19 protein-coding genes and 1 tRNA gene are annotated in these 22,004 nt (G+C 40.9%); 3 read left to right on the top strand and 17 right to left on the bottom strand.

The genetic code is table 11. From position 1 onward, the window contains the following. The first annotated feature begins 150 nt into the window (after window positions 1–150). Window positions 151–1,476 carry a tyrosine-type recombinase/integrase gene (locus tag UA76_RS05065; RefSeq protein ID WP_052771955.1) on the top strand — a complete coding sequence of 442 codons (1,326 nt, stop codon included), beginning with the start codon at window positions 151–153 and terminating at the stop codon, window positions 1,474–1,476. A gap of 170 nt (window positions 1,477–1,646) precedes the next feature. Here the strand turns inward: UA76_RS05065 and UA76_RS05060 are convergent, their stop codons facing one another. The 9 genes from UA76_RS05060 to UA76_RS05015 form a co-directional block, all read right to left on the bottom strand. After that, window positions 1,647–2,918, bottom strand: coding sequence for a VapE domain-containing protein (locus UA76_RS05060; RefSeq protein ID WP_052771954.1), 1,272 nt, complete (start codon window positions 2,916–2,918; stop codon window positions 1,647–1,649). Window positions 2,919–2,927: 9 nt separating this feature from the next. Continuing rightward, complete coding sequence (locus tag UA76_RS05055; RefSeq protein WP_047043716.1) at window positions 2,928–3,137, bottom strand: helix-turn-helix domain-containing protein; 210 nt, start codon at window positions 3,135–3,137, stop codon at window positions 2,928–2,930. Window positions 3,138–3,953: 816 nt separating this feature from the next. Next, a complete protein-coding gene (locus UA76_RS05045; protein WP_047043713.1) occupies window positions 3,954–5,294 on the bottom strand; it encodes an ATP-binding protein in 1,341 nt (446 codons plus the stop codon). After that, the gene (locus tag UA76_RS05040) at window positions 5,264–6,535 is read right to left on the bottom strand and encodes an HD domain-containing protein (RefSeq protein WP_047043711.1); all 1,272 of its coding nucleotides are present in this window, start codon (window positions 6,533–6,535) and stop codon (window positions 5,264–5,266) included. Before UA76_RS05040 ends, UA76_RS05045 begins: the two co-directional genes overlap by 31 nt. A 304-nt stretch (window positions 6,536–6,839) precedes the next feature. Further along, the gene (locus UA76_RS24450) at window positions 6,840–7,538 is read right to left on the bottom strand and encodes a hypothetical protein (RefSeq protein WP_238322190.1); all 699 of its coding nucleotides are present in this window, start codon (window positions 7,536–7,538) and stop codon (window positions 6,840–6,842) included. Continuing rightward, the gene (locus UA76_RS24445) at window positions 7,538–8,023 is read right to left on the bottom strand and encodes a hypothetical protein (protein ID WP_238322189.1); all 486 of its coding nucleotides are present in this window, start codon (window positions 8,021–8,023) and stop codon (window positions 7,538–7,540) included. Before UA76_RS24445 ends, UA76_RS24450 begins: the two co-directional genes overlap by 1 nt. Window positions 8,024–8,650: 627 nt before the next feature. Next, on the bottom strand, window positions 8,651–9,151 hold the full coding sequence (locus UA76_RS05025; protein ID WP_047043707.1) for a competence protein CoiA family protein: 501 nt from the start codon (window positions 9,149–9,151) through the stop codon (window positions 8,651–8,653). A 38-nt stretch (window positions 9,152–9,189) separates the two neighbouring features. Next, a complete protein-coding gene (locus tag UA76_RS05020; protein WP_157617571.1) occupies window positions 9,190–9,861 on the bottom strand; it encodes a hypothetical protein in 672 nt (223 codons plus the stop codon). A gap of 272 nt (window positions 9,862–10,133) precedes the next feature. Beyond that, window positions 10,134–10,201 (bottom strand) — tRNA-Ser (locus tag UA76_RS05015). A 164-nt stretch (window positions 10,202–10,365) separates the two neighbouring features. Here UA76_RS05015 and UA76_RS05010 point away from each other — a divergent pair. Further along, window positions 10,366–11,646: a tyrosine-type recombinase/integrase gene (locus tag UA76_RS05010; RefSeq protein ID WP_047043703.1), complete on the top strand. Its 1,281-nt coding sequence runs from the start codon at window positions 10,366–10,368 to the stop codon at window positions 11,644–11,646. Window positions 11,647–11,887: 241 nt separating this feature from the next. On the opposite strand, the gene UA76_RS05005 is transcribed toward UA76_RS05010, so the two are convergent. From UA76_RS05005 to UA76_RS04990, 4 genes are all read right to left on the bottom strand, one after another. Continuing rightward, a complete protein-coding gene (locus UA76_RS05005) occupies window positions 11,888–12,334 on the bottom strand; it encodes a DUF2846 domain-containing protein (protein WP_047043702.1) in 447 nt (148 codons plus the stop codon). A 704-nt stretch (window positions 12,335–13,038) separates the two neighbouring features. Beyond that, window positions 13,039–13,368, bottom strand: coding sequence for a hypothetical protein (locus UA76_RS05000; RefSeq protein WP_047043700.1), 330 nt, complete (start codon window positions 13,366–13,368; stop codon window positions 13,039–13,041). A 157-nt stretch (window positions 13,369–13,525) separates the two neighbouring features. Beyond that, window positions 13,526–13,828 carry a hypothetical protein gene (locus tag UA76_RS04995; protein WP_047043698.1) on the bottom strand — a complete coding sequence of 101 codons (303 nt, stop codon included), beginning with the start codon at window positions 13,826–13,828 and terminating at the stop codon, window positions 13,526–13,528. Between the two features lie 204 nt (window positions 13,829–14,032). After that, a complete protein-coding gene (locus tag UA76_RS04990) occupies window positions 14,033–15,151 on the bottom strand; it encodes an NERD domain-containing protein (RefSeq protein WP_052771953.1) in 1,119 nt (372 codons plus the stop codon). A 62-nt stretch (window positions 15,152–15,213) separates the two neighbouring features. On the opposite strand from UA76_RS04990, the gene UA76_RS04980 reads away from it, so the two are divergent. Continuing rightward, window positions 15,214–16,391 (top strand): IS3 family transposase gene (locus tag UA76_RS04980; RefSeq protein WP_157617570.1). Its coding sequence is split into 2 segments (ribosomal slippage): window positions 15,214–15,481 and window positions 15,481–16,391, totalling 1,179 coding nucleotides; the frame shifts between segments, so codons are not numbered across the junction. On the opposite strand, the gene UA76_RS04975 is transcribed toward UA76_RS04980, so the two are convergent. The 4 genes from UA76_RS04975 to UA76_RS04960 form a co-directional block, all read right to left on the bottom strand. Beyond that, on the bottom strand, window positions 16,384–17,472 hold the full coding sequence (locus UA76_RS04975; RefSeq protein WP_052771952.1) for a hypothetical protein: 1,089 nt from the start codon (window positions 17,470–17,472) through the stop codon (window positions 16,384–16,386). The two genes, UA76_RS04980 and UA76_RS04975, sit on opposite strands and share 8 nt — an antisense overlap. Before the next feature lie 415 nt (window positions 17,473–17,887). Next, on the bottom strand, window positions 17,888–18,397 hold the full coding sequence (locus tag UA76_RS04970) for a hypothetical protein (protein WP_238322188.1): 510 nt from the start codon (window positions 18,395–18,397) through the stop codon (window positions 17,888–17,890). Window positions 18,398–18,527: 130 nt separating this feature from the next. Further along, the gene (locus UA76_RS04965; RefSeq protein WP_047043694.1) at window positions 18,528–19,109 is read right to left on the bottom strand and encodes a hypothetical protein; all 582 of its coding nucleotides are present in this window, start codon (window positions 19,107–19,109) and stop codon (window positions 18,528–18,530) included. Further along, complete coding sequence (locus UA76_RS04960; RefSeq protein WP_047043860.1) at window positions 19,102–21,738, bottom strand: DUF2235 domain-containing protein; 2,637 nt, start codon at window positions 21,736–21,738, stop codon at window positions 19,102–19,104. Before UA76_RS04960 ends, UA76_RS04965 begins: the two co-directional genes overlap by 8 nt. Between the last annotated feature and the right edge of the window lie 266 nt (window positions 21,739–22,004).

Raw genomic sequence — 22,004 nt, 5'->3', positions numbered from 1 at the left:
TCTCGTTTAATTAAGCTAAATATTGCTTTACTATCATTAAGTTATTGTCCAAATAATCGAATTGTATATTTAACCAAAATAGCCAAAAATAGCTCTAAATTGATGTCATCGGCACCACAGAGGCACCACAGAATTTGAAGGTAAGTGAGTATGGATACTGGATTTAACTTCACAAAACGTGCGCTAGAAAGCATAGAAAAACCGAAGAGTCGTGTTACCTATCGAGACGTTGGAAGTAGCAAAAGCGTTCAAGGATTGGTACTTGATGCGTTAGTTTCTGGCACAAAAATCTTTCGTTTTCAGCGTAAGGTGAACGGGAAAAACATCAAGGTTAAGTTGGGTGAGTTCCCAACGATGACGGTTGAGCAAGCAAGGGAAATGGCTCGAAATACGGCTGCCGACATTGCTAATGGCATTAACCCCAATCAGCAAAAAAGGGAAGCCAGAGAAAGCCAGACCTTTGATGACTTATTCGACATCTATGTAGCGTCATTTCAGCTAGATATTAAGGCCAAAAAGCGCCGTGCTAGCAGCCTCAAATTAAGTCAAACTTTATACCGACTGCACTTAAAGCCTAAGCTAGGTAAAAAAGCCATCAATGACTTTGATGCTGAAAAAGCAAGAACGTTTATGCAAGGCATATTCACCAAGGACGGCTACAGCAAACACAATCATTCCTTAACATTGCTAAAATCGATGTTTAATAGAGCCTATATCGATTCCAACCCCTTTGCCAAAATTAGCAAGATTGATGAATCACTTTTTAGGCGAGAAAGAACCCTATCCAAAGAAGAACTCGTACAGTTTTTCGATTCGCTCAGACAAGAGAAGCAGATTTATCAAGATTGTATATCCATGCTTTTACTAACTGGTCAGCGTAAATCGATGGTTCTCTCTATGCGTTGGCAAGAACTCAATCTCGATAGCCGCTTATGGGTTATTCCAATCAGCAAAACAAAGAGCAAAAAGCCGCACTCTGTGCCTCTTCCCAACGAAGCGATGAAAATCTTAATCCGACGTTCAAACGAAGCTGAACTTAACCAAGAGTTTGTATTTCCAAGCGCTAGAAGCAAGAACGGGCATATAACAGATAAAAGCGGGAAAGGCGGTTTCTGGCAAAGAGTTACAAACCGTATAGGCATGTACGCACCCAATGATCCAGAAAAACATCTGACGATTCACGACTTAAGACGCACTCTAGCAACCTTTCAAGTGACGTCAGGTGGTTCAATACAAGCGACAAGCAAGCTACTTGGACACTCAAACATTGGCATAACTAATGATGTCTATGCCCATTTGTCGGATGACAGCGTGAGAGAGACTTTAGAAAACACCGTAACCTATATGCTTGGAGACTCTTTGCAAAGCAAATTAGAGCGAATCAAACAAGAGATTGATACTCTTCCTTTCGAAGCAAAACAGGAGCTAACCAGCTTTTTAGAAAGGTCGGTAGATTCAGAGATAATTACGGCTTAAGCCATGGGAAGCCTTGGTTTTATTGGCTTAAGCGTTTTTGGTTAGCCATAACTAGCTGGCTACATAGCCAGTTAGCCAAAACCTAATAGGTAGGATACAAAGCCTAATCTTCAATATTTCTTTAACCCATTAACCACCTATTGGTTAGTGGGTTAAAGAGAATAGACAAATCAGTCGGAGATACGAACTGAAACGGGTAATCGATAGAGGGTCGCGTTTGATCTTCCGGTTTTGGACTCAATGGCTTTTTCCTCTTGTGCTAGTCGCTTCAATTCTTTACCCACGATTCTGTTTTTGTCGATGTGAGTATTGATAAGCTTACATACCTCTGAAGCCGTCACCCACTCCCAGATATACTTATCAGGGTCATCAACTAGGAAGCGGTCAACGATAGCTTCATAGTAAGAACTTTTAGCATTATGTTCATTGTTAACTTTTGCCGCTAGCTCTAGCTCTGTGTCTGTGAGATGCCATGATTCACCAGACTTGTATAGCTCATAGACCTGAAGCCAAAACTGCTTGAGTTCGATTGGATTTTGGTGGCTAAGCCTGCCATTGTCGTAACACCAACCAAGAGTTTGGTTAACCGACTCCATATCAATAGGAGCCTCAAGTTCAATCACTGCGTATCGACTAGAGCCAGTTTCATCACGTAGAAAGCCAGTCACGTTAACGGTAGCAATAAACGAGGTTTGACGTGGCTTCTTGATATCTTTGGCCCCATAAGGTGGCCTAACGGTATCGACCTCTTTAGTGATGAATGCCTTTAGGCTTCCTTGGCTATTTCGTGAGGTACGCTCTAGCTCACCTAGCTCAACAATCAGGCTATTAATGCAGCTAATTACCGAATCTTTAGAGTCAGGGTTAATCTCTTGACCTTCTAAAAATGCACCTTCAAATACAGTCGCAAACCGTTTGATAAAGGCGGTTTTCCTGAATGACTGTCCACCTTGAAGAACAGGTATGAGCTTAGAGCTAAAGGGCGTTTCAAATACTGACGCCACTACTGCAATAAAGAACTTTCGCATCACGCAACTCGCAAGCTCTTTATCTTTTGCGTTCATGGCATTAATCACAGGGCTTATGCGATCGATACCGTCCCACTCATTTTCATTAAGGTAGTTTGCAAAGGGGTGATAACTATTATTCTCGGCTAATGACATTAAATGGTCAGTAAGAATCTCTTTCTTAAGCCCACCTCTAAGACAAACATCAATTAGCAAACTGCGTTTTTGGTCGGCAGTTTTGTTTAACATTTTGCCATCGATAGAGAGTTCGACTTCCATGTTCATTTTATTCACTACCACATCAATACGATTACCTTTCAGCAAAGCTTGTAGGTTTCTCGATGTAGGCAGAGGATTGAACCTAGCATCCAGATCAGGATAGTTAGGCGTTGTCGTTTCATGAGAGTGCCCCACTCTTTCAGTAATACATTCCATAGCCACCCCTTATGCTGTTTGCGTGTGAACGCGGCTTTCTAGAAATGCGTCAAGGTCAGCGATTGTATAAAACACCTTACGCCCTACTTTGATAAACGGGAGACTGTAGCGCCCTGTTGATGCCCAAACAGCAAGCGTACCCTCTGTTACACCCAAATACTCTGCTGCTGATTTACGGTTTAGCTTTTTGCCATACTTTGAATTTTCTGTGTTACTCATACTTAATCTTCCTAGTTTATAGATATCCCAATTGGATGAACTCAGATTAAGAATGATGAGGTTTAACAGCAATCAGATTGGGGGAACGGATTTTCGTGAATTGTTTAGAGCTCAGACAGTCAGCCCTTTATTTAAAAGGGGTGATGGAGGAACGGGCAGCGCTAAGGAGTAGCTGTTTCCAGAATAAGCCGAAACAGTAAAAAGCACACACCAAATAAAGGATGGTCGTTTGGTGATCACACACTAGCGGCAAGTCTAAAACAATTTTAGACATTTATTCGTTACTAGAAATCGAACATTAACAACTCATGAATACTTTTTTAAAACGCGAAGTTATAATTTTATTAAAATTGAATGTAGAATGAGTATTGGGGAAACAGCAGAACTTTGCTTTTAAAAGAGCGAGAACAATCAAACAATGGGACAAGGGTTACGATGTTCCAAAATAATGTTAGAGACTTATGAGATACCAGAGTCGATTAGAATTCACTGATAACGAGGATTGGCAAAATTTCAGAATCAATATTGAAAAAATTAGAACTACCTACAGGACAACAAGTATCGCCCCAGTAGACACTAGTGTGTATTGGGTTACTATAAACAAACTCCGAACTGGAAATAAAACACCCACTAGGCTAATAAAACCAGCTCGGAAAATTAATAATTATCAAATACAAGTAATGTTTAGCAATGAACGTAAATTGACTCAGTTCTAGAAATTAAAACACTTTCCAAATCAATCAAGCCGTCGCGAGTAAAAAATTAGTAATGGATAGTAAAATAATGACCGAACGCGCGGCCACTATTACAGACAAGTTAAAAACGAGAAAATAAATAACAGTATTCGTCAAGTTTAATTCCATTATTATGAGCTATTGTCTGCTTCACATAAGATTCTTTTGCATTGGCGACATCCTTCAATTTCTCTCTTTCAATCCCCCAAGCCTCTGATAAACAGTCAGTAACCATAGATAATGGCTGGTTATTGTATCGATCTTCGATGTCTATGAGAGCACTAGCTCTTGAACCGAAGTACAAACTAGCATACGAATGAATATCAATGAAAAATATATCATCTTCAATTATCAAACTGTCAAAATCAGTAGCTCTACGCAAAAAGAAGTTGTCAGAAATTCTAAGCTGGTTTAAACCTTTAGTTAAATCAACGAACTCATCTATAGTATATGAGCGCTCTTTGCAACAAATAAATGGAAAATCTCTAAGTTTAGCATTCTGTATTTTTATGCATCCACTCATAGTTAAAAGCTTATCTTTAGATAAAGACTGATTAGCAATCTTAAACTGTTCAGTAGACCATCGCCCTAATTGTTCGTCAGTTGCAACTAAAACGCAGCTATCTCTTGCTGCATTTAAGTTTTTACCTAGGAAGAAGCCAGACATATGCCTTAGCTTGCTTTCTGAGAGTCCATTACATAGCACCAATCCCGGGGTCGAAGACATATATGCACTAGCTGTGAGCCATCCACGTCCGATTATCTCTCCATTATCATCGTACATAAACCTAACTGCGTTAATCGCATGACCGCGATATTTTTCTGTGAAATGCACAAACTCCTCTTGATATAGGGACATGTAGTAAGTTATGAACTCCTCATCATCACATGTTTTCCAATAATCTAAAGGAATTATTCTGTCTACGCTATTAATATAGTCCTTAGCTGAAATAGTAATGTCTAAAGCCGGAGCAGCAGACACAATTAGATCGTGTAATGATAGAGGTAATTCTCTACTCTCTTTTATCAGTTGTTTATAAATTTGGGGTTCTAGTAACAGCTCAACTATAGTTCCACCATCTATTAATGTAAGACACTCCTCGCGAGAAGCCGCTCTTATGATAGGACGGTTATTAAGGCCATTATTGAAATCAAGAACATGCGTGTCTTCAAGGGCGTCTGTACACTTACGCGTGGTTATCTTTATGTTATCGGACAACATGAAGATTGAAAAAAAACCTATCCCATATTTTCCTGTATGAAGAACATTCTTTGATATCAACCCTGGAAATTCCTCTTGCATTAAGTCAGAGTTCCAATAACTTTTTCCGAAATCGAATAAGTAGTCTTTGATCACATTCAAGGACATTCCAGTTCCGCAATCTCGAACCCTTAGATATATTTGATTTTCTCTCTCTTGCAAACTGACTTCAATTTCCCCCAATCGCTTGAGCGACCCTCTAGGTTACGTCTTGCTCTTATTGCATCAGAACAATTCTGAATAAGCTCTCTCAATGGTACTAAGAGGTTGTTACCATATAGTTCGTGCCCACCAAGTGTTTTTATTATCTTGGGTATGTCACCAATATGGACATTTGCGTCTATCGGTTCCCAGCCCTCTGTAGCAACTATACTACGAAGTCTATCTGGCGATTCGACACCAAATACACGCTTGGCCTCAAACCTAGGCATTTGCTTATCGGATAGCAACGCATCTACTTGGCGTAGTTCTTTGTCAATCATCTTGAGCGCGTCGACACACAACCACCAAGCAGAGGTTTCTTCAACCGTAAATGAACTTGCTGAACTGTAATAAAGAGTTTCATCTCTCAAGTAGGGAGTGGAGAGTTTTTCTTGAAATGTCCAATGGCCATCAGAATAATGATTTAGCTTCCTAATTGTTCGTAGAAAACTTGGTGCCCTGCGAGAGTCTATATGTGTAGCATCTGCAGCACGCAAAATACAGGCTATCTTCAGTGTGTCAATTTTCCATGACCTGTCACACCATCCAGGAGCACCTATCGAGCGCGCGAATTCCTCCTCTAGCTTGTCTATACCCCACCAATGACTATGAGCGATTTTTCCGATTACTTTGCCCAATGAAACTCGGATTTCCGGATCATTAATTAAATAAACTTGTGAGTCATCTGCTTTAAACCTCCATGATTTACTGACTATTTTTTCGGCAGATTCGGCATGAAGTTTCCGAAGAAGAGTTGAAACTGTGTAATTCCTTAAATCTGAGGATAAATCAGCCGATCTGAATGAAGATGGAGGGTTAATTCCAAGTTGATAACATCTTTGAACTACAGTATCAGACCATAACTCCAGAGCCTCAAGGTCTTGAAGTCCATTTGGGTATGCTTGGATCGACATTGCTACATCATGTAATAGAAAGGCTCCTCCAAGAATGAACCCTTCAACTGGATTTAGTGGATAATCCTCTCCACAAACCACGTCAGCCATTTCCCACAATGAGTCTATGTGGGTAATATCATGCACGGTAAAATCTGGTAATGATGCTCCTATTTCGTTAGCTAAGTGCGTAACTTTTTCTCGCATATCTTCAAATATGGAAGCCAGTCTTTTTATTGCATCCGCATGATCACTGTCATCAAGGCCTAGAGAATTTTTCCAAGTGTAAGTATTTTTGTAATTTGCCATATCCAACTGATATTTAATAAATTAAGAAAGACTAATTATTATATGGCATTAGTTTTATTTAACCATTACCCATACCTAAAGACGTGATCATTAATACTTTCTCCCCACATTACATCTCGGAGATTACCAGCGAACAGAATGAGAACAATGGATAGCATTTAATATTGCAAAAGCACATGAGCAGGGAGTCAATGAGTAAATAGTCTAGCCAATAATTGAGCCGATCTGAGCTAGCTCGATAATGGGCAAACAAGCTTTAATAAATAACTACCTTTACCCCCTGATGATTACATGTATTTATAAGTTAACCTTCATACCCATCAAGAGCTTGAAGCAATAGCGGCTTAATCGAAGCGTAAATCTGGTTTAAGTGCAATTGATAGAAATCGAAAGCATCTTTCCAAAACTCTTCGCTCATCCATTCGAGCGTGAGTGTAGAAAACTTGATTTGCAGCTTATCGGGCACAAATTCAGCTCCCTCTGGCAATAACGGCATCAGCGCATCCTGCATATTATAGAGATACTCAAACAAATAATGGCCCAGAGCGTCCTTTCTAAACCTCACGAAGACCCCAATTGTATTCGGCTTTAGGCGATATATGGTAATCCAACTCTGGTAAGCTCTTGGCGGCAACTCAAACCATAAACTGCCCTTTGTTGATGGTGTTGGCAATCTGACACTTACATCATCAAGCACTAAATACTCTAACAACTCATTCCAGTATTCATAAGTCTGCCCGGAGTCTTTTTTGATTCTCAATTCACCCTGACTGCTATTGGACTCAAGCGTCTCAGCAATACCTCCGTTCACTTGATCAACCGAGATCACTCGACGTTCAGTAATTTCCGTTTTGTGCATAACTTGAGGATTCACCAGAAGTTGGTTATCAGGCATATGGAAAACCTGCATCTCAAGCATGGCAAACGAAAATTCCATTGAGGCATTCATATTTAAAAAATCCTTTATCTCAAAGGCACCTTCTCGTATGCCATCACCAACCACTAGCAATAAGAAACGGCCTTTCGAGAGGTTACGCTGAACCGCGTCGATGAACGAGCCTCCGGCAATTCTTGACCACTAGCCTCGATAGCCTCATATAACGACTTACCTCCATTGGCACCACGAACCTTTGAATCAAGCTCATCATAACTCCAGTTCACAAGGTCTTTTGCGTAATCCAATATTTGCCCAATGACCTCTCGACGAGATTGGGGGTTTCGATAAAGTTTAGTCTCAGCAATCACCAATCGGCCTGAAGACGTTATATAAATGCAATCAACTCTACCCGACTTGGTTACAAGTTCCATACATACCGGCACAGCACCGGCATAATCAGCATCAATCCCGTACAACGGCAATAGGTCAGCATTATCAAAGATCAGTTGTTGCAACCACTTCTCATCGTAGAAGCCAGTCGCCTGTAAGTCGACACGCTGAAGTCTTTGAACACTGTTTTCAGAAGAAACGATGATTGGACCACTACTCATGAGAATTCCACTCCTAAACAAAGAAGTTAATAATAAAAACACCTGTTCACTAGACACTACACTGATAAGAAAAAGTAGGTCAATTACCTATCCATAAAGTATGACGGATAAACGCGCTGGTTTTGAATGCGGCAAAGATATGTTTTTCTTCCTTACTCCAAGCAAGTTTCCTGCACAATTTTCTTAATTGAACCCGTATGGAAAACCCCATCCTTATAATACTTTTGCAAACAGCCCGAACAAATTAGGTTATCTATGTAGCCAGCTTTGTTCTTACGGCACCTTACACACAACTCGCCTGCTACTCGCTTCAGTTCTGGCTCGGTTGCCTTATAAGCATGTGACTTTCTGGTCTTCTTGTAAGGCTTTTGCTCAATCGCTTCGATAAGAGGTGATCGGGGTGGTTCATTTATTGGGGGTTCTTGATTGGATTGTTCTAGGAGTGACTGTAATTTTAAATTCAACTTTTCGTATCTTTCAGCGTGACGAACATGTCTCACCCAAGCTCTTTCACCGCTGTTCAACACGTAGTCCATTACGAGGGTTTTGAAAGAGTCATGGGCCTTGTTATCGAAACTAGCGTAAAGGTCTTTTAAGGGTTCTAAGTCGATATCGATAATAGAAATATCATTGCCCAACCCTTCGTTTCGACCATCCCCTACCTTCGTAGCTAAAGTGCAAGCCAACCGGATAACCGTTTATTCGACATAGGACATCTAGCTCTGAATAGCGCTCCGAAGGCTCAACCTCAAACTCTGAGATGTGTGGTTTGCTCTCGTTGGTCACATATCCTGAAACTCTAACTTCTCGTTCGTAGTCGTCTGATTCGACAAACTCTAGTTTCCATTCAGGAAACCTCATTTCGAAATCACTTAACTCTCTAAAACACTGTTTAATCACTAGCCTAGCGACAACACAGAAAGAATACTCACACTCAACTGATTCCTCGCTGTCATCTTTCGCTTTTTTATCATGAGCAAAGTGATGAATCATTTTATCGGGGTTTGGGCCTTTCTTAGCGACAAGATTCTGACTACAGCTTGGACAAATGCATCCACATGCCCTCCCTCGCTTTACCTCACTGATATCTAGGTATTTACCGTCTTTTAGGCCGAATGGTATCAACATCTCTTAGTTTCCTTAGCTTTTGAGGTAATAAGGATTCACTAACTACGTTCACTCATTAATTGACTTATGGATTCTGACAGACCATTCAACTTCGGAGCTTTCAAGGTCGCCTTAATGGTTTTCCCATTTTTCATAGTCACCTCAACACCATAAACGTCAGACTCATCTTTGGAATCATCAGGGGCTTGATCAACTACCTTTTGCCCCAGAAAGTACCTTAGATAGTGATTTCTAACACTGGCTACACCATGAAGAGAAAAGTTGCCTTTGAGGCATATCGTAAGAAAGGATAAGAATTCAGACTCTTTTGAAGTCTTTACTTCTTTACCCCAAGAAAGCCAAAGATCCGTAAATGCTTTATATCGATGGTAATCTCTGCTTTCAGGAGTGTTAGCTCGCGTGACTTGTTCATTGGTGGAAGTATCCACCTCTGCAACAAAAACCCCTTTCTGCTGTAAACGAACACCTTCGAGCGTTTCTGCCGCTATTCCAAGTATTGAATAAGACCAATCCAGCTTCTTATTAAGCTGCTGCTCTATTTCTTCATAGAAACGAGGGTCATCTTTCCTGATGTCATCAAAAGCTGATTGTGCTTGATGCAACAACTTAGTTAGTCTCTCGACTGCCTTAAGATCCATTTTTTGGGGGATTTGGGTCAATATATTTTCGCAAGCACTGATCTGATAGTCATCAAGCCCAATACTTTTCAACTCATCACTCTGTTTTTGGCTTAGCCTCGCCACTCTAAACCTCATGCAACTGGTTACGTAATATCCTAGTTACAGAAGGTATCATTTCATGTAGGCGGAATTCGCGATCGACTATACAAACATTGGACAACGTTTCGGAAAAAGCGAAGAAAGGAAATAGGAGGGAGTTTAATAAAAGTTACTAAAAATAGATTTCAGCGGCACCACAGAGGCACCACAGAAAAACGAAAAGCCCGCTAACTCATTGAGCTAGCGGGCTTTTATCGAATAAATGGCACGCCCTGAAGGATTCGAACCTTCGACCACATCCTTAGAAGAGATATAAGTGCCGAATTATCGTGAAACACAAAGAACCAGAATTAAACAAATAGTGCTATACTTACAATAGGATAGATTATTTATCTTGTTTCACGAGAGTTCAGGGGATCTCTTAGTTATTTGACCCTACTTGACCCCGTACTTGACCCCAAAACGCATCTAAATAGCAGAATTTGGAGATTGTTAATGCTTACAGTCGTGGAAATCACAAGCTTACAGGCCAAAAAAAGCGCCTATTATACTTGGGATAAAACTGCCGAAAGGGGCAAAGGTCGCTTAGGTGTAAAAGTTACCCCAAAAGGTACAAAGACCTTCACATTCCGCTATTTTAAAAACTCTAACCCCTCGTTTATACGTATTGGCACATTTCCTCAGATTTCGTTGGCAAAAGCTCGAAAAGTCGCAGAGTCATACAGCAATTTACTAGACTCTGGAACCGATCCGATCGAGTACCTAGAACAAAAAGAAGTAGAACAAAAGCTACTAGAACGACAACTTGCACAATCTGGTTCACTCGAGCAGCTAATTGAAGCATATACGAAAGATAAAAAAGACAGAGGTAAACGTAACTATAAGGAAGACAAAAGGAAAATTGAGCGATACATCTATCCCTACATCGATCCAACACGCAAAGCCAAGGACTTTGAAGCGACAGACTTTCTGGAAGCCTTAGCCATTCCTATTCGCGAAGGCCATGGCCCCAAGAGTAATAAACTACGCTCCTTTCTACATGCAGCTTTTGAGTTTGGGTTAAAAAATGACAATAACCCCGCGTTTACTAATACTGAAGTAAAATTCGGCATAAAATACAACCCAATTGCTTCCATCCCTAAACAAACTCATGCGGAGAAAACCGGAGAGCGTTTTCTAAGCTTAGAAGAACTAATAAAACTATTGCACGACATGGATCATCGCTATGACGACCTGAACCTAGCTGCTGCTACACGTCGTTTTATCAAGTTTTGCTTTTATGCTGGTGGGCAACGACCGTATGAGTTAGCCAATACATTGTGGCGCGATGTAAATTTCACGGAAAGAACTCTTACCATTCGTCCTGAAGTTTTTAAAACTGGCCGAGCGCACGACGTACCTCTTACAGATACTGCTTTAAACATTTTGGCTGAATGCCACAAAGATAATACGTTCAATAGTCCATATGTATTTCACAAACGCACAGCCCCTAATGAACCAATGCCCACTAACACTCTTGCTCAAGCACTGCTCTCTTACAAAAAAGTTACCGATATCGAAAACTTTATTGGGCGGGATTTTCGTCGAACGTTCAAAACGCTTGGTGGACTTTTTAAGATAAGCAAAGAAATCCGTGACCGAATCCAAGGGCATGCGATTAGCGATGTCTCTGGGAGGCACTACGATAGATATCAATACCTAGACGAAAAAAGAGAAGGGCTAGAGGTTTGGGAAAAGGCTCTTAATCAAGAGTTGGACAAGTTTCAAAATGATTAGCTGGACAAACGTTAGATCGAATGTATCAAAACAAACTAATAGCCTTCTTAGAGCTAAAAAGTAATACAGGGTAAACGGTGAACAGTAAACGGTGAACGAAGCTAAGAAGGTTCTGGACATTTCTGAGTTACGAATGCCATCAGTGTCTGCCTTGTTCGTATAAATAAAAATATGGGAAAACTCTATATCAGTGGCCAAATTCACCCAGCAACTATAAGCACGTTATCTACGATAAACTAATCTAGTCCACTGAGTGAAATTCATATCTATCAATTAAGATATTTGCTTTTGTTTCATCAATCTCAGCTTGATCTCTAATCAAAACAGAATTGTCAGCAAAGTTTAGTATAAAAGCCCTAAAAAAGTAGTTCTTATTAGCTTCAAGTTTGACAGGAATAAATTGACTAAATAGTCCACCGGATAGCTTATATTCATAGTCACCCGGTGGAATTTCAAAATAACCGTACTCACCAGTGTTTAACGACAACTCAGGGTAGCCTTTAATCTCAAAATTAACATCAGAACCAGCACCGAGTACCCCGGTTTTCCATTGATAAACATAAATACCAACCTTACCGTTAGTTGGTAAGTTGAAGTTTGAAGTTGTATCTAAATTTAAATCCTCATAAGGTACAGAAGCACACCCTGTGAACAATATAGCACTAAATATAATAAACAATAGTCTCACAACAAAATCCTTTTATTTGAGTAGATATCTTAGTTGATTATAATCAACTAAGATATCTACTAATTATTGGTAAGTCCATGATCTATAGCACCAAATAGAATTAAACCTAGAATAATATATTATTGCTTTCATTGCGTAGACATCAAAGCTACACAAAGCAGCCAACGCTGAGTTTGGAATTTTTTTGCATTAGAATTAAACAATCTCATGGTCTAATTAATGCGGTTCCTCATATAGAAAAGACTCCATAAATCCGAGCGCTTATCCTCAGGGAGTTTTGATTGCCGAAATAGGCGATTAAATCGATTTTGCATCTGTGAGTAACTGTCATATTTCCTTGAACAGTTTCTTGTCAACTCTTCCCTTGCTTGACTTGGTGTCAACCCGAACAATCTATCACTGATATTAATCAATACTGAAAAAATTGGTGAGAAAATTGGAACGCCAATTATTATTGAAAGCAAAAACAATATAGGAAATATCGATATACCACCAAAAAGAATAAATTGCATCATATTAAATCACTCTTCATCATTCTATAAATCTTTATAACAACATTAAGCTAATGTCGAACGGACGAACTAAACATTATTTAATAACACCACAATCTTGGAAGCGATAAACTGGTTATGAATTTCCAAACAATATCAACTAATCACCAAACTCAACGCATGGTAAAAATACCACGAAATTACCTTAAAGCGTTAGGTTTTGACCCCGACATACCATTCCTGATTATTTAGATATTTTTCAAGATTCCGACTATGATGGACAAAGTATTCTTGTTTGATCTCTGATATTTTTATATTGAGTTCTTGAGAACTAACGTTCATAGCTGTTGCATATTCTCTTGCATAAATTAAATCGCACTTCAGTTTTAACAAATCATGCCGTTCTATAAAATCGAGTTCTTTGCGTTGCACTTCAACTAATTCTGATGTTTCATTTTCAATACCCTCAGAAACTTTAGAGTAGATATCAATTTGTGTCTTTGTTGGGATTCCAAAGAAGTAATTAAGCATCAATCTAAACATCGAACCACCACAAACCATTTAAAAAATCAGTGTGTTGTACAAATCTGCCACTAATGCCAACTTAAGTGGCCAGCAATGCCATGAGTTGTGAGTCAACTTCCTAATTCAAAATCAGTAACCTAATCGAGTGACAAAATGCTCATCCACTCTCCCCCGATCATGATTCACTACTCACGATGTTTGTGTTTTCTTTGTTTTTCTTGCCAAACAATAAAATGGAAAAGCCAACGAAAGGGGACAAAAATGTGCCGAGAAGTACCCAAATCAACGGTGAACGGTTCTTTATCCTTGCGATTTTAAACAATGTAAAATAATAAGCCCCTAAAGTTAGAATAGCAAAAATAGGAATAACTGGGGTATTGGGTGCAACAACTTTTATCGTGTTAAAAACCAGAACGAAACAGATACTTATAAATATTGCCAAGATGTATTTAAACATCCTTACTAGGACTTCTTTCATTTTTTATCCTTTATGATTTTGTTGATTAACCTAGCCGACCATACGCCAAGTCAGATTAAATCTACTTTTTACGTCATTAGCATCTAACATTAGAAAGTGTTGGTCAATATGGTCGTAATTGTTTAGTGAGGAGCATCTACTCTACGCGATTTTGGGGCAAAGGTGAGTCAGTCGCGCTATAAGTAATTTTTAGCTATGAACTCACTATTCATTACGCCAAACTAGTGACTGTTCAATGACCCTAAGAAATTCGTCACCGCTAAATCCATTGTGGTACAACGAACTTTTCACTGTTCGAAATCCATCTTGTTTATCTGAATCAAATGAAGATGACAGCATTTGTTCTTGGTTACATAAATAATGGGCGTTGTCTGCTAATGCAATTAGTAACTCTTCAATCGAAACCTTCGTAAAACCATTAAAAAGATCATGATCGAACTCAGTTGATGTATCCGCTATCCAGCCAACAACCTGCGGTGAGTCAATTGTTACTTGTAACCTGTGTCTAAAGGTTGTATCGATTTCCAGTTCGGTCTTGACTGCATCGACTTTCTTTCTGACCTGAATACCAGCCTTTCTCAACGTTTTATCACGATGATAAAACACTTCTTTCTTCGTTGTTCGGTAAAAGGTTGATTTAACTTCGATAACAATGACAATGTTATTAAGGGCACAAATCAGGTCAATTTCTCCAGCGTCCGAACCGAATGGACTACCAGCCGTGAAATTTCTAACGACAGTAAAACCTTTTTTCTCAAAAGCATCACCTAATTGATTCTCGATTCGTGTAGTTTCATCTTTTAATGACTTTCTTTGGTTACCAAACCGTCGCAAGTTATTGACTGAGTTAAGCGACGTTATCTGGGTAGACATTAACCAAGGTAGTAAAATACAGTGATTACCAATTTTTATGATTGGGCGCTCGGTGAGCTGTTGATGATCAATTGGAAGGCCATCAATTAACTGCTTGCTGAATTTTTTCATATCAAGCTCCCAAAATGCCAAAATAGATTTAGCAGTGTTTATATTTCCACTAGGAAAGTCATTAGATACGGTCCAGCCCAAAATACTCCTAACTTTTTCATTCCATAAGGACCAAGTAATTGGAAATCGATTTTGTCCTTTAGCTGCACCTTTCATTGCAACTAATCCTGCAGCCTGCTCCCAGTTTTGTACTTCAGCATATTCTTCATAAAATGCTTCAACGTAGTCCTTTATATAAAAAGCCACCATTAACTCTTGAGCCAACAGCGCTTGAAACAAGTCTACCTTAAACCCATTATTTAACGTTACAAACTCCGAAAGGCCATAGTGTAGTGGCATAGTGAGTTTGGCCACCTGATTAGAGGTGTTAAGATACACCTCATAGCATGACAGGTGAAACTATGACTAAGCGTACCCGACGCACTTTCAGTGCGGAATTCAAACTCGAAGCAGCGCAACTTGTTCTCGACCAAAACTACACCGTTGTTGAAGCCGCCAAAGCCATGGGTGTGGGTAAATCGACAATGGATAAGTGGGTAAGGCAGCTCAAACAAGAAAGAAAGGGAGTAGCTCCTCAAGCTTCACCTATGACACCAGAGCAAATTGAGATAAGAGAGCTGAAGAAGAAACTTGCTCGCCTTGAAGAGCACAATGAAATATTAAAAAAGGCTACAGCTCTCTTGATGTCGGACTCACTGAACAGCTCTCGATAATCGAGAAACTCAGGCAGAGCTTTAAAGTAACAACCCTGTGTCATGTGTTCAGTGTCCACCGCAGCAGTTACAAATACTGGCGTTGTCGCCTTAAGCGTGTTTCTCCAGAGTTGGTGAAGCTAAAAAGTCTTATTAAAGAAGTTCATACGGCAAGCAACGGCTCTGCGGGTGCGAGAAGCATTGCCGACATGGTAACGGCCCAAGGTATAAAACTGACACGTTATCGAGCATCTAAGATGATGAAATTATTAGGGTTGGTAAGCTGCCAAACACCGAAGCACCGTTATCGAAAGGCATCACAAGAGCACGTAGAGATCCCCAACCATCTATCTCGCCAATTTGCCGTTACCACTCCCAACCAAGTCTGGGTCGGTGATGTAACGTATGTCTGGACGGGACAGCGCTGGATGTATCTTGCTGTTGTCATCGACCTGTTCGCGAGAAAGCCAATTGGTTGGGCGATGTCAGTATCACCTGATAGTAAGTTGACAGGAAAGGCACTCTCTATGGCGTTTGAATCACGAGGTAAGCCCAAAGGCGTGATGTTCCACAGCGACCAAGGAAGTCATTACACCAGTCGTTCTTATCGACAACTGTTGTGGCGTTATCAAATCAAGCAAAGCTTATCTAGGAGAGGTAATTGCTGGGACAACAGTCCGATGGAACGGTTCTTCAGAAGCTTAAAGACAGAATGGATACCAGTGTCGGGTTATCGAAGTTTTAGCGAAGCGAGAGAGCATATAACTCGATACATCACGGGCTACTACAGCCAACTCAGGCCCCATCAATATAATGGTGGCCTAACACCCAATGAGTCTGAACGACTGTATTGGGAAAACTCTAAAACCGTGGCCAATTTTAGTTGACCACTACATAGACACTTACTAGTTCTAATTTGCAGGCCAAAGCCTTTACATAAGCTATCTGATTTTGCTCATGATTCTCCAAAGATCCAATTTGTTTATCTCCTAGCCCCGACAATATGAAAGCATCCAAAGCCATATTGAACCAATAGCCTCTGAGCATAGTTTTCCTGTTGCCATTGCGCACCCAATTGTCGGCACTAGATCTATCGACGTGTTCCATTTGTAATCTCTCATTTTTAACTGAGAAATACAGTGAGTCATCAAAGCAGAATGGGTGAACACTTCTTGAAATGAACTCGTCAAGTTCCACTTGTGCTTGCATTAACTCTTCAAATTGTCTTAGTAGTGCATTCGCTGCAATACGATTTTTATCAGAAGGTAAAATTAATGGGATATGGTACTTTGCGAGTGATTGTATAATCACACTCTCGTTAAGCATGAATTCACCGTCAGTCGCATGTTCGAGTTTCCATTGCACTAGATTAGTTAATGCTCGAACCTGAGAGCTTGTACTGATAGTACTACCATCGTAATCAACCGCTGGTTCAACTAGGTGACTAAAGGAATAAGCTGCTGAAAAAGATAAAAACTCGAATAAGGATAATAGTTTAAATGGTTCAGAACTTTTTCGTACTAAATCCAGCCTCTCTAGATGAGCGGCTTGGAATACCTTACTCGTAGCTATCAAATCATCTAGAATATTTGGGCATTGAACCGCCAATTTATGGATTTCATCCCATTTAGCGTGACTTTTGTTAAGGACTAATTCAGAGCGACGAATCGCAATTACGATGGATTCTGGAGCTTCAACTAGCACATTAGCGATGATTTGAAAATTTGTTGCCGCTTCTTGAGAGAAATAGGTGGTTAGTGCGAGGATGAACTCATCAGTTTTATATAGGGAATGTGGAACTTCAGAAATAACGAGTGAATTCCAAAATAACTCATGCTTATTTGCTTTCTTTACTACTTTTTTATGAGTATAAGCCTCAATAACAAGTTGGTAAGAGCAATCATTCAAATCCTTATTACTCAATCTAAGAAATAAATCATCGAAGTAGTTAGAGGCACTTTCTGACATGGAAACCTATTTCTAATATATTCAATAACGAGCGCCACTTTTTATTACGGGCTGTTTAAACATGCTCAACAAACTAAAACCATAATGGGTTATTTGTTTTAATGTTATCTGTTAACTTATAGACATGAGCAAAAGTAAGTCAAATGATTACACGAAAAACTGGGATACTGGATTGCCTCAACTCACTATGGGGCACTTTCGTGTTTGAAAGTGCTAACTGTATCGGTTCTGGACAATTCTGAGCTACAGCGTTTGCTAAATTAGTGAATCACGGATTATTTGGGGTAGGACAAAGCCTCAAATTTTAGTGGTCAATTTCACTTATCCACTACAAGCATTAATAGGAGAGAATTCGCTAATCACAACTATCAGATTATGTGTTGCCGAGTAACCTGATAGCTGTGTTAGTCGGACATTACTCTTGAAAAGGCATTGGAGAAGACTCTCCTTTACCATCAAAGAGAACAACGACATCAGTATGCCCAGTTGGCGACTTAACTACCCACCTTTGTGGGTTGCTATTTTCTGCAGGTGCACAATCATCATAAGGCTCATGACATTTCTTAGTAAACATTACCTGAATCCGCTCCTCATCAACCACTACCTGCATAACACCATTTTTCCGCTCATGGTTTTCATAGTAGTTTTGCAGAGTTCGCATTTTTTTCTCAGCCAATTCAGAGTCAATAGGCGCATCAATACGGAAATAGGTAATTTCATCTTCGTCATACCAACCTTTACTCCATGTTCCTTTAATGTGAGTAGGAACGCCCATTTTGCCAATATCTGCGCTCGCACCAGGATAGCCATTGACCGCACCATAACCAAAGCCTGCCCAACCCCCTCCGACAGTTTGTATTGATACGTCACTGATAATATAGAAATCACTAATACTGCCTGCATTGCCAATGGTCGCCGATATCAAAGGGGGTCTTGTTTACAGCCAGTTAACACGCTCAGGGTTACCGCCAGTAAGACAAATACATGTTTATACATTATCCCAAATTCTCCGCTCTGGCTTTTCACCGGTTTCCATCACGGATTGAATACAGGGATTAGTCAAAAGGCACAGGAGAAGATTCACCTTTACCATCAAAGAGAACGACCACTTCTGTCACCCCTTTTTGTGGCGATCGTTCAACCCAACCTTTTGGGTCACTGTTTTCTCTTGGTGTGCAATCACGAGTCCTTGCTACGCAGGCAAAAGTGTACATCACCTGGATCCGCTCTTCATCAACCACCACTTGCATTGACCCATGAGTAGGTTCGTAATACTCATAGTAATCTTGCAGGGTTCGCATTTTTTTCTCGGCTAAATCAGAGTCAATAGGCGCATCAATGCGGTAGTAAACTAACTCGTCATCATAGTTCCAACCCTTACGCCACGTCCCTCGAATGTGAGTAGGAACGCCCATTTTGCCAATATCTGCGCTCGCACCAGGGTAGCCATTGACCGCGCCATAGCCAAAGCCCGTCCAACCACCACCAGTGGTTTGTATTGCGACATCTCTTATTCCATAGAAGCCACTAATGCTGCCCGCATTGCCAATGGTCGCCTGTATCAAAGGTGGCTCTTGTTCACAGCCAGTTAACACACTCAGGGTTACCGTCAGTAAGACAATTACATATTTATACATTATCCCAAATTCTCCGCTCTGGTTTTTCACCGGTTTCTATATCTGTTGTAATGCTACTAACAATGGTTTCCATCAGCGTCTTATACGGTGGATTGATTACCGTGTCATGTGAACGATGAATATACTCATCAAAGTTGGGCGTAATCTCACTTTGCCAATCACAAGCTGTAATCGTGCCTAATGGCTTCTCTGAAAGCTTACGCCATAACTCCTGACAGAAGGTATCGGTTTTATAATCAGGGGTTAAATTTTGAATGTAATCAACCTCAGTCCAGACAATACCAGCAGCTTCGGATTGCTGTTTCATTCGCTCAAGGGAAACCCCAGCAATAGCGTTACTGACTCGTAAATAGTGATAAAAATAGAACACGCCTTTATGCAATTTCACTTCGCCATGGTCACCATACTGCGCTAGGCAGTCACGCTTCCACGCCGCAGATTTCTCATCAAGCTGAGCTTGAATCTCTTTCGCTCGGTCATGCCCAGGCCCTAAGTAAGGCGCTATCAACGGCTCCGTTTTAATTAATTGTCGATTATAGGTATAGTCAGTTGGGGAGCCGACATACTCGGGTAGCCCTTCCTTTTCGTACTGCTCTATCGATGGGTAGCCCCCGCCGACATCACTGTGACAACCGGGAAAACACTCTTGATAGAAATTTGACGGCAGCCAATTATCTCGAGCAAGTGATGTTAGGGGGAAATTCTTACGATACTCGTGCTCAGCAGTCAGTTGCAATACTGTCGTCGCCATCGTTGGCTCAATGCCTAACTGGAAGTTGCCTTCATTGTCATTACCCGCAAGGTAGAATGATGCCACGGTATCAAACAACCCTAAGAAACGCACACTCACGCCCTTAGTATTATCTCGCTCATAACCACCCGACGAAGAAAATTTTGAATGGGTTTCATTACCCAGTAAATGTGGCGTAATTGTCACGTCCTTTAACTTACCTGACACGGGCTTGGTGTAGTCGGGTAATCCTTGATAAAGCGCATTCACAAAGTGGCGCGACAACGCAGCACCTCGACTAAAACCGATAACATCGAAGACTATGTGAGTGAAACTATCATATTCCTCTCCCATCAATTCTATCTCTCTGCGCAACTGCCCAAGTAAACTCTGCCACTTATAAAACGCCCCATTTTCACCATCCACATAGTTCAACAGCGCCATTGCTCCGGGGTTAAAACCAAAAGCGAGGGCGGCTTGAAAGTCTCCACCAAAGGTCTGCTTAGCATTGACTCCAAACGCTTGCTCCAGTTGGGTTTCATCTTTTTGAGCATCGATGATGACCGGCCGCTCACTGTCGTCCTTTATGTCGACCGTTCCGACACCAGAAATATAGAGTTTTGCCGATTCACCTTGAATCTGTGGATAGGCGGCAAATAGACGCGCAACGTTACTTCGTGACTTGTTCCCGCGTACTTCTTTGTATGCATCGTTCTTGTCATTATTGCCAGTACCATCAAAGAAAACCCCTATGCGAAAGAGTTTTTCAGGGCGTAGGTTCACTATCGGAATGCCTTTAGCCACCATATTCGGGCTGTTAATGGCAACAATCTCAGTGCCATGCAGTAGCCGACCAGGATGTTCATAAGGAGAAGTGAGGGGCGCATGGAGTCGTTCATTGTCGTTGTCATGACCAAGGCCCGCGTCAATAAGCTCAGCTATATTGAGCGCTAAGCCATGCTCATCGAGCCACGCGGCATCCACAGTATTCAATTGCTTCTGGGAGAGTTTGCTCGGTAAATAGAGTAGATGTTGATTATCAAGCAGTTGCCCCTTCACTCGCCAATGCACGGGGATAGCACTTTGCCAAGCCGTGGGGCGAAGCTCATCACTGAGTGAATGTTCATCGGAATAGGTCAGGCAGAATCGGCAATTGCCCTTTCCAATAATTTGATATTCCTGAACAAGCTTCCCTTCATTAAAGTGATAGTAATAACCTTGGGTTGGCAGCCCTAAACGCTCTCCAAACTGCACTGCAGGCATGATGGCCATAATCGCTTCATCCAGTGGTGTTTCATCTTTCGGTTTTGCGATAATGTTGGGAATACTGAGGGGGACTGACGCCCCTTTAGATGAAAAGGCCAATGCTCTGGGCACATCCACTTTAGTTTTGGCATTCAGACGTACACCACTTTCAGTGGCTTCCTCATTCCAACTGCGGTTATTGGGCTCATCGCCCGCTTTAGTGAGCACGCTATCCCACCCAACATGCTCTCTAAATGCTTTTATATTGCATGACAGCTCAAAGGCGTACTCAAGCTCAGGCCTTTTATCAATCTCGGTGTCGGTTACGGTGGTTTGGGAGCTGCTTAGCTTAGGCTCGTGATGGAAGTTGGGATAATAAGCACTTTTATACGCGGGAGCCGCGACATTCGAACCCGCTCCCTTAATCGCTGTCCATTTTTCCGATTTTAATTGGGCCTTTAATGCGTTGACGTACGTGCTTCTCGACCCTTTGGCAAAAGGGACTAAGGCTCGTTGCAGCTCATCAGGTAAGCTATCGTGAAATGAAGAGAGTTCGCTCCCACTGGAGATATAATGAGAAAGCTCATCGATTGAAACACTTTGGCTTTCTTGACCCTGTTCAAACTCGACAATTTTGATTTCAGACACACCCAGCACTCCCTAATTCAGCGAATATCAACCTTGTTCATTGATGAACAAATGAGCGTATTTTACTGAATAATTGACCGAGAGTGTGCCGTTATTGCCTGTCATTATGCCTGAATTTATTGCACGTCTATCACAGTGACTGGGCTATTAGAATAACTAAGTAAAAGTCGATGATTAGAATATGAATGAGTATTTGATCTAAACAGTTTCGGGGCATTTTTGATTTTGACTGATTTGTGCAACAGGTTGTTGCACAATTGGGAAACGGCTTA

This window comes from Vibrio mexicanus (assembly GCF_001012815.1).
Lineage (GTDB): Bacteria > Pseudomonadota > Gammaproteobacteria > Enterobacterales > Vibrionaceae > Vibrio > Vibrio mexicanus.
Note: the sequence above shows the minus strand (reverse complement) of the source record. Positions and strands in the feature narration are given on the sequence as shown.

Bases quoted from the DNA above. Each gene is read 5' to 3' on its own strand.
- UA76_RS05065 (WP_052771955.1), top strand. From the start codon at position 151: ATGGATACTGGATTTAACTTCACAAAACGTGCGCTAGAAAGCATAGAA.
- UA76_RS05060 (WP_052771954.1), bottom strand. From the start codon at position 2,918: ATGGAATGTATTACTGAAAGAGTGGGGCACTCTCATGAAACGACAACG.
- UA76_RS05055 (WP_047043716.1), bottom strand. From the start codon at position 3,137: ATGAGTAACACAGAAAATTCAAAGTATGGCAAAAAGCTAAACCGTAAA.
- UA76_RS05040 (WP_047043711.1), bottom strand. From the start codon at position 6,535: ATGGCAAATTACAAAAATACTTACACTTGGAAAAATTCTCTAGGCCTT.
- UA76_RS24445 (WP_238322189.1), bottom strand. From the start codon at position 8,023: ATGAGTAGTGGTCCAATCATCGTTTCTTCTGAAAACAGTGTTCAAAGA.
- UA76_RS05025 (WP_047043707.1), bottom strand. From the start codon at position 9,151: ATGTTGATACCATTCGGCCTAAAAGACGGTAAATACCTAGATATCAGT.
- UA76_RS05010 (WP_047043703.1), top strand. From the start codon at position 10,366: ATGCTTACAGTCGTGGAAATCACAAGCTTACAGGCCAAAAAAAGCGCC.
- UA76_RS05000 (WP_047043700.1), bottom strand. From the start codon at position 13,368: ATGTTTAGATTGATGCTTAATTACTTCTTTGGAATCCCAACAAAGACA.
- UA76_RS04995 (WP_047043698.1), bottom strand. From the start codon at position 13,828: ATGAAAGAAGTCCTAGTAAGGATGTTTAAATACATCTTGGCAATATTT.
- UA76_RS04990 (WP_052771953.1), bottom strand. From the start codon at position 15,151: ATGCCACTACACTATGGCCTTTCGGAGTTTGTAACGTTAAATAATGGG.
- UA76_RS04975 (WP_052771952.1), bottom strand. From the start codon at position 17,472: ATGTCAGAAAGTGCCTCTAACTACTTCGATGATTTATTTCTTAGATTG.
- UA76_RS04965 (WP_047043694.1), bottom strand. From the start codon at position 19,109: ATGTATAAATATGTAATTGTCTTACTGACGGTAACCCTGAGTGTGTTA.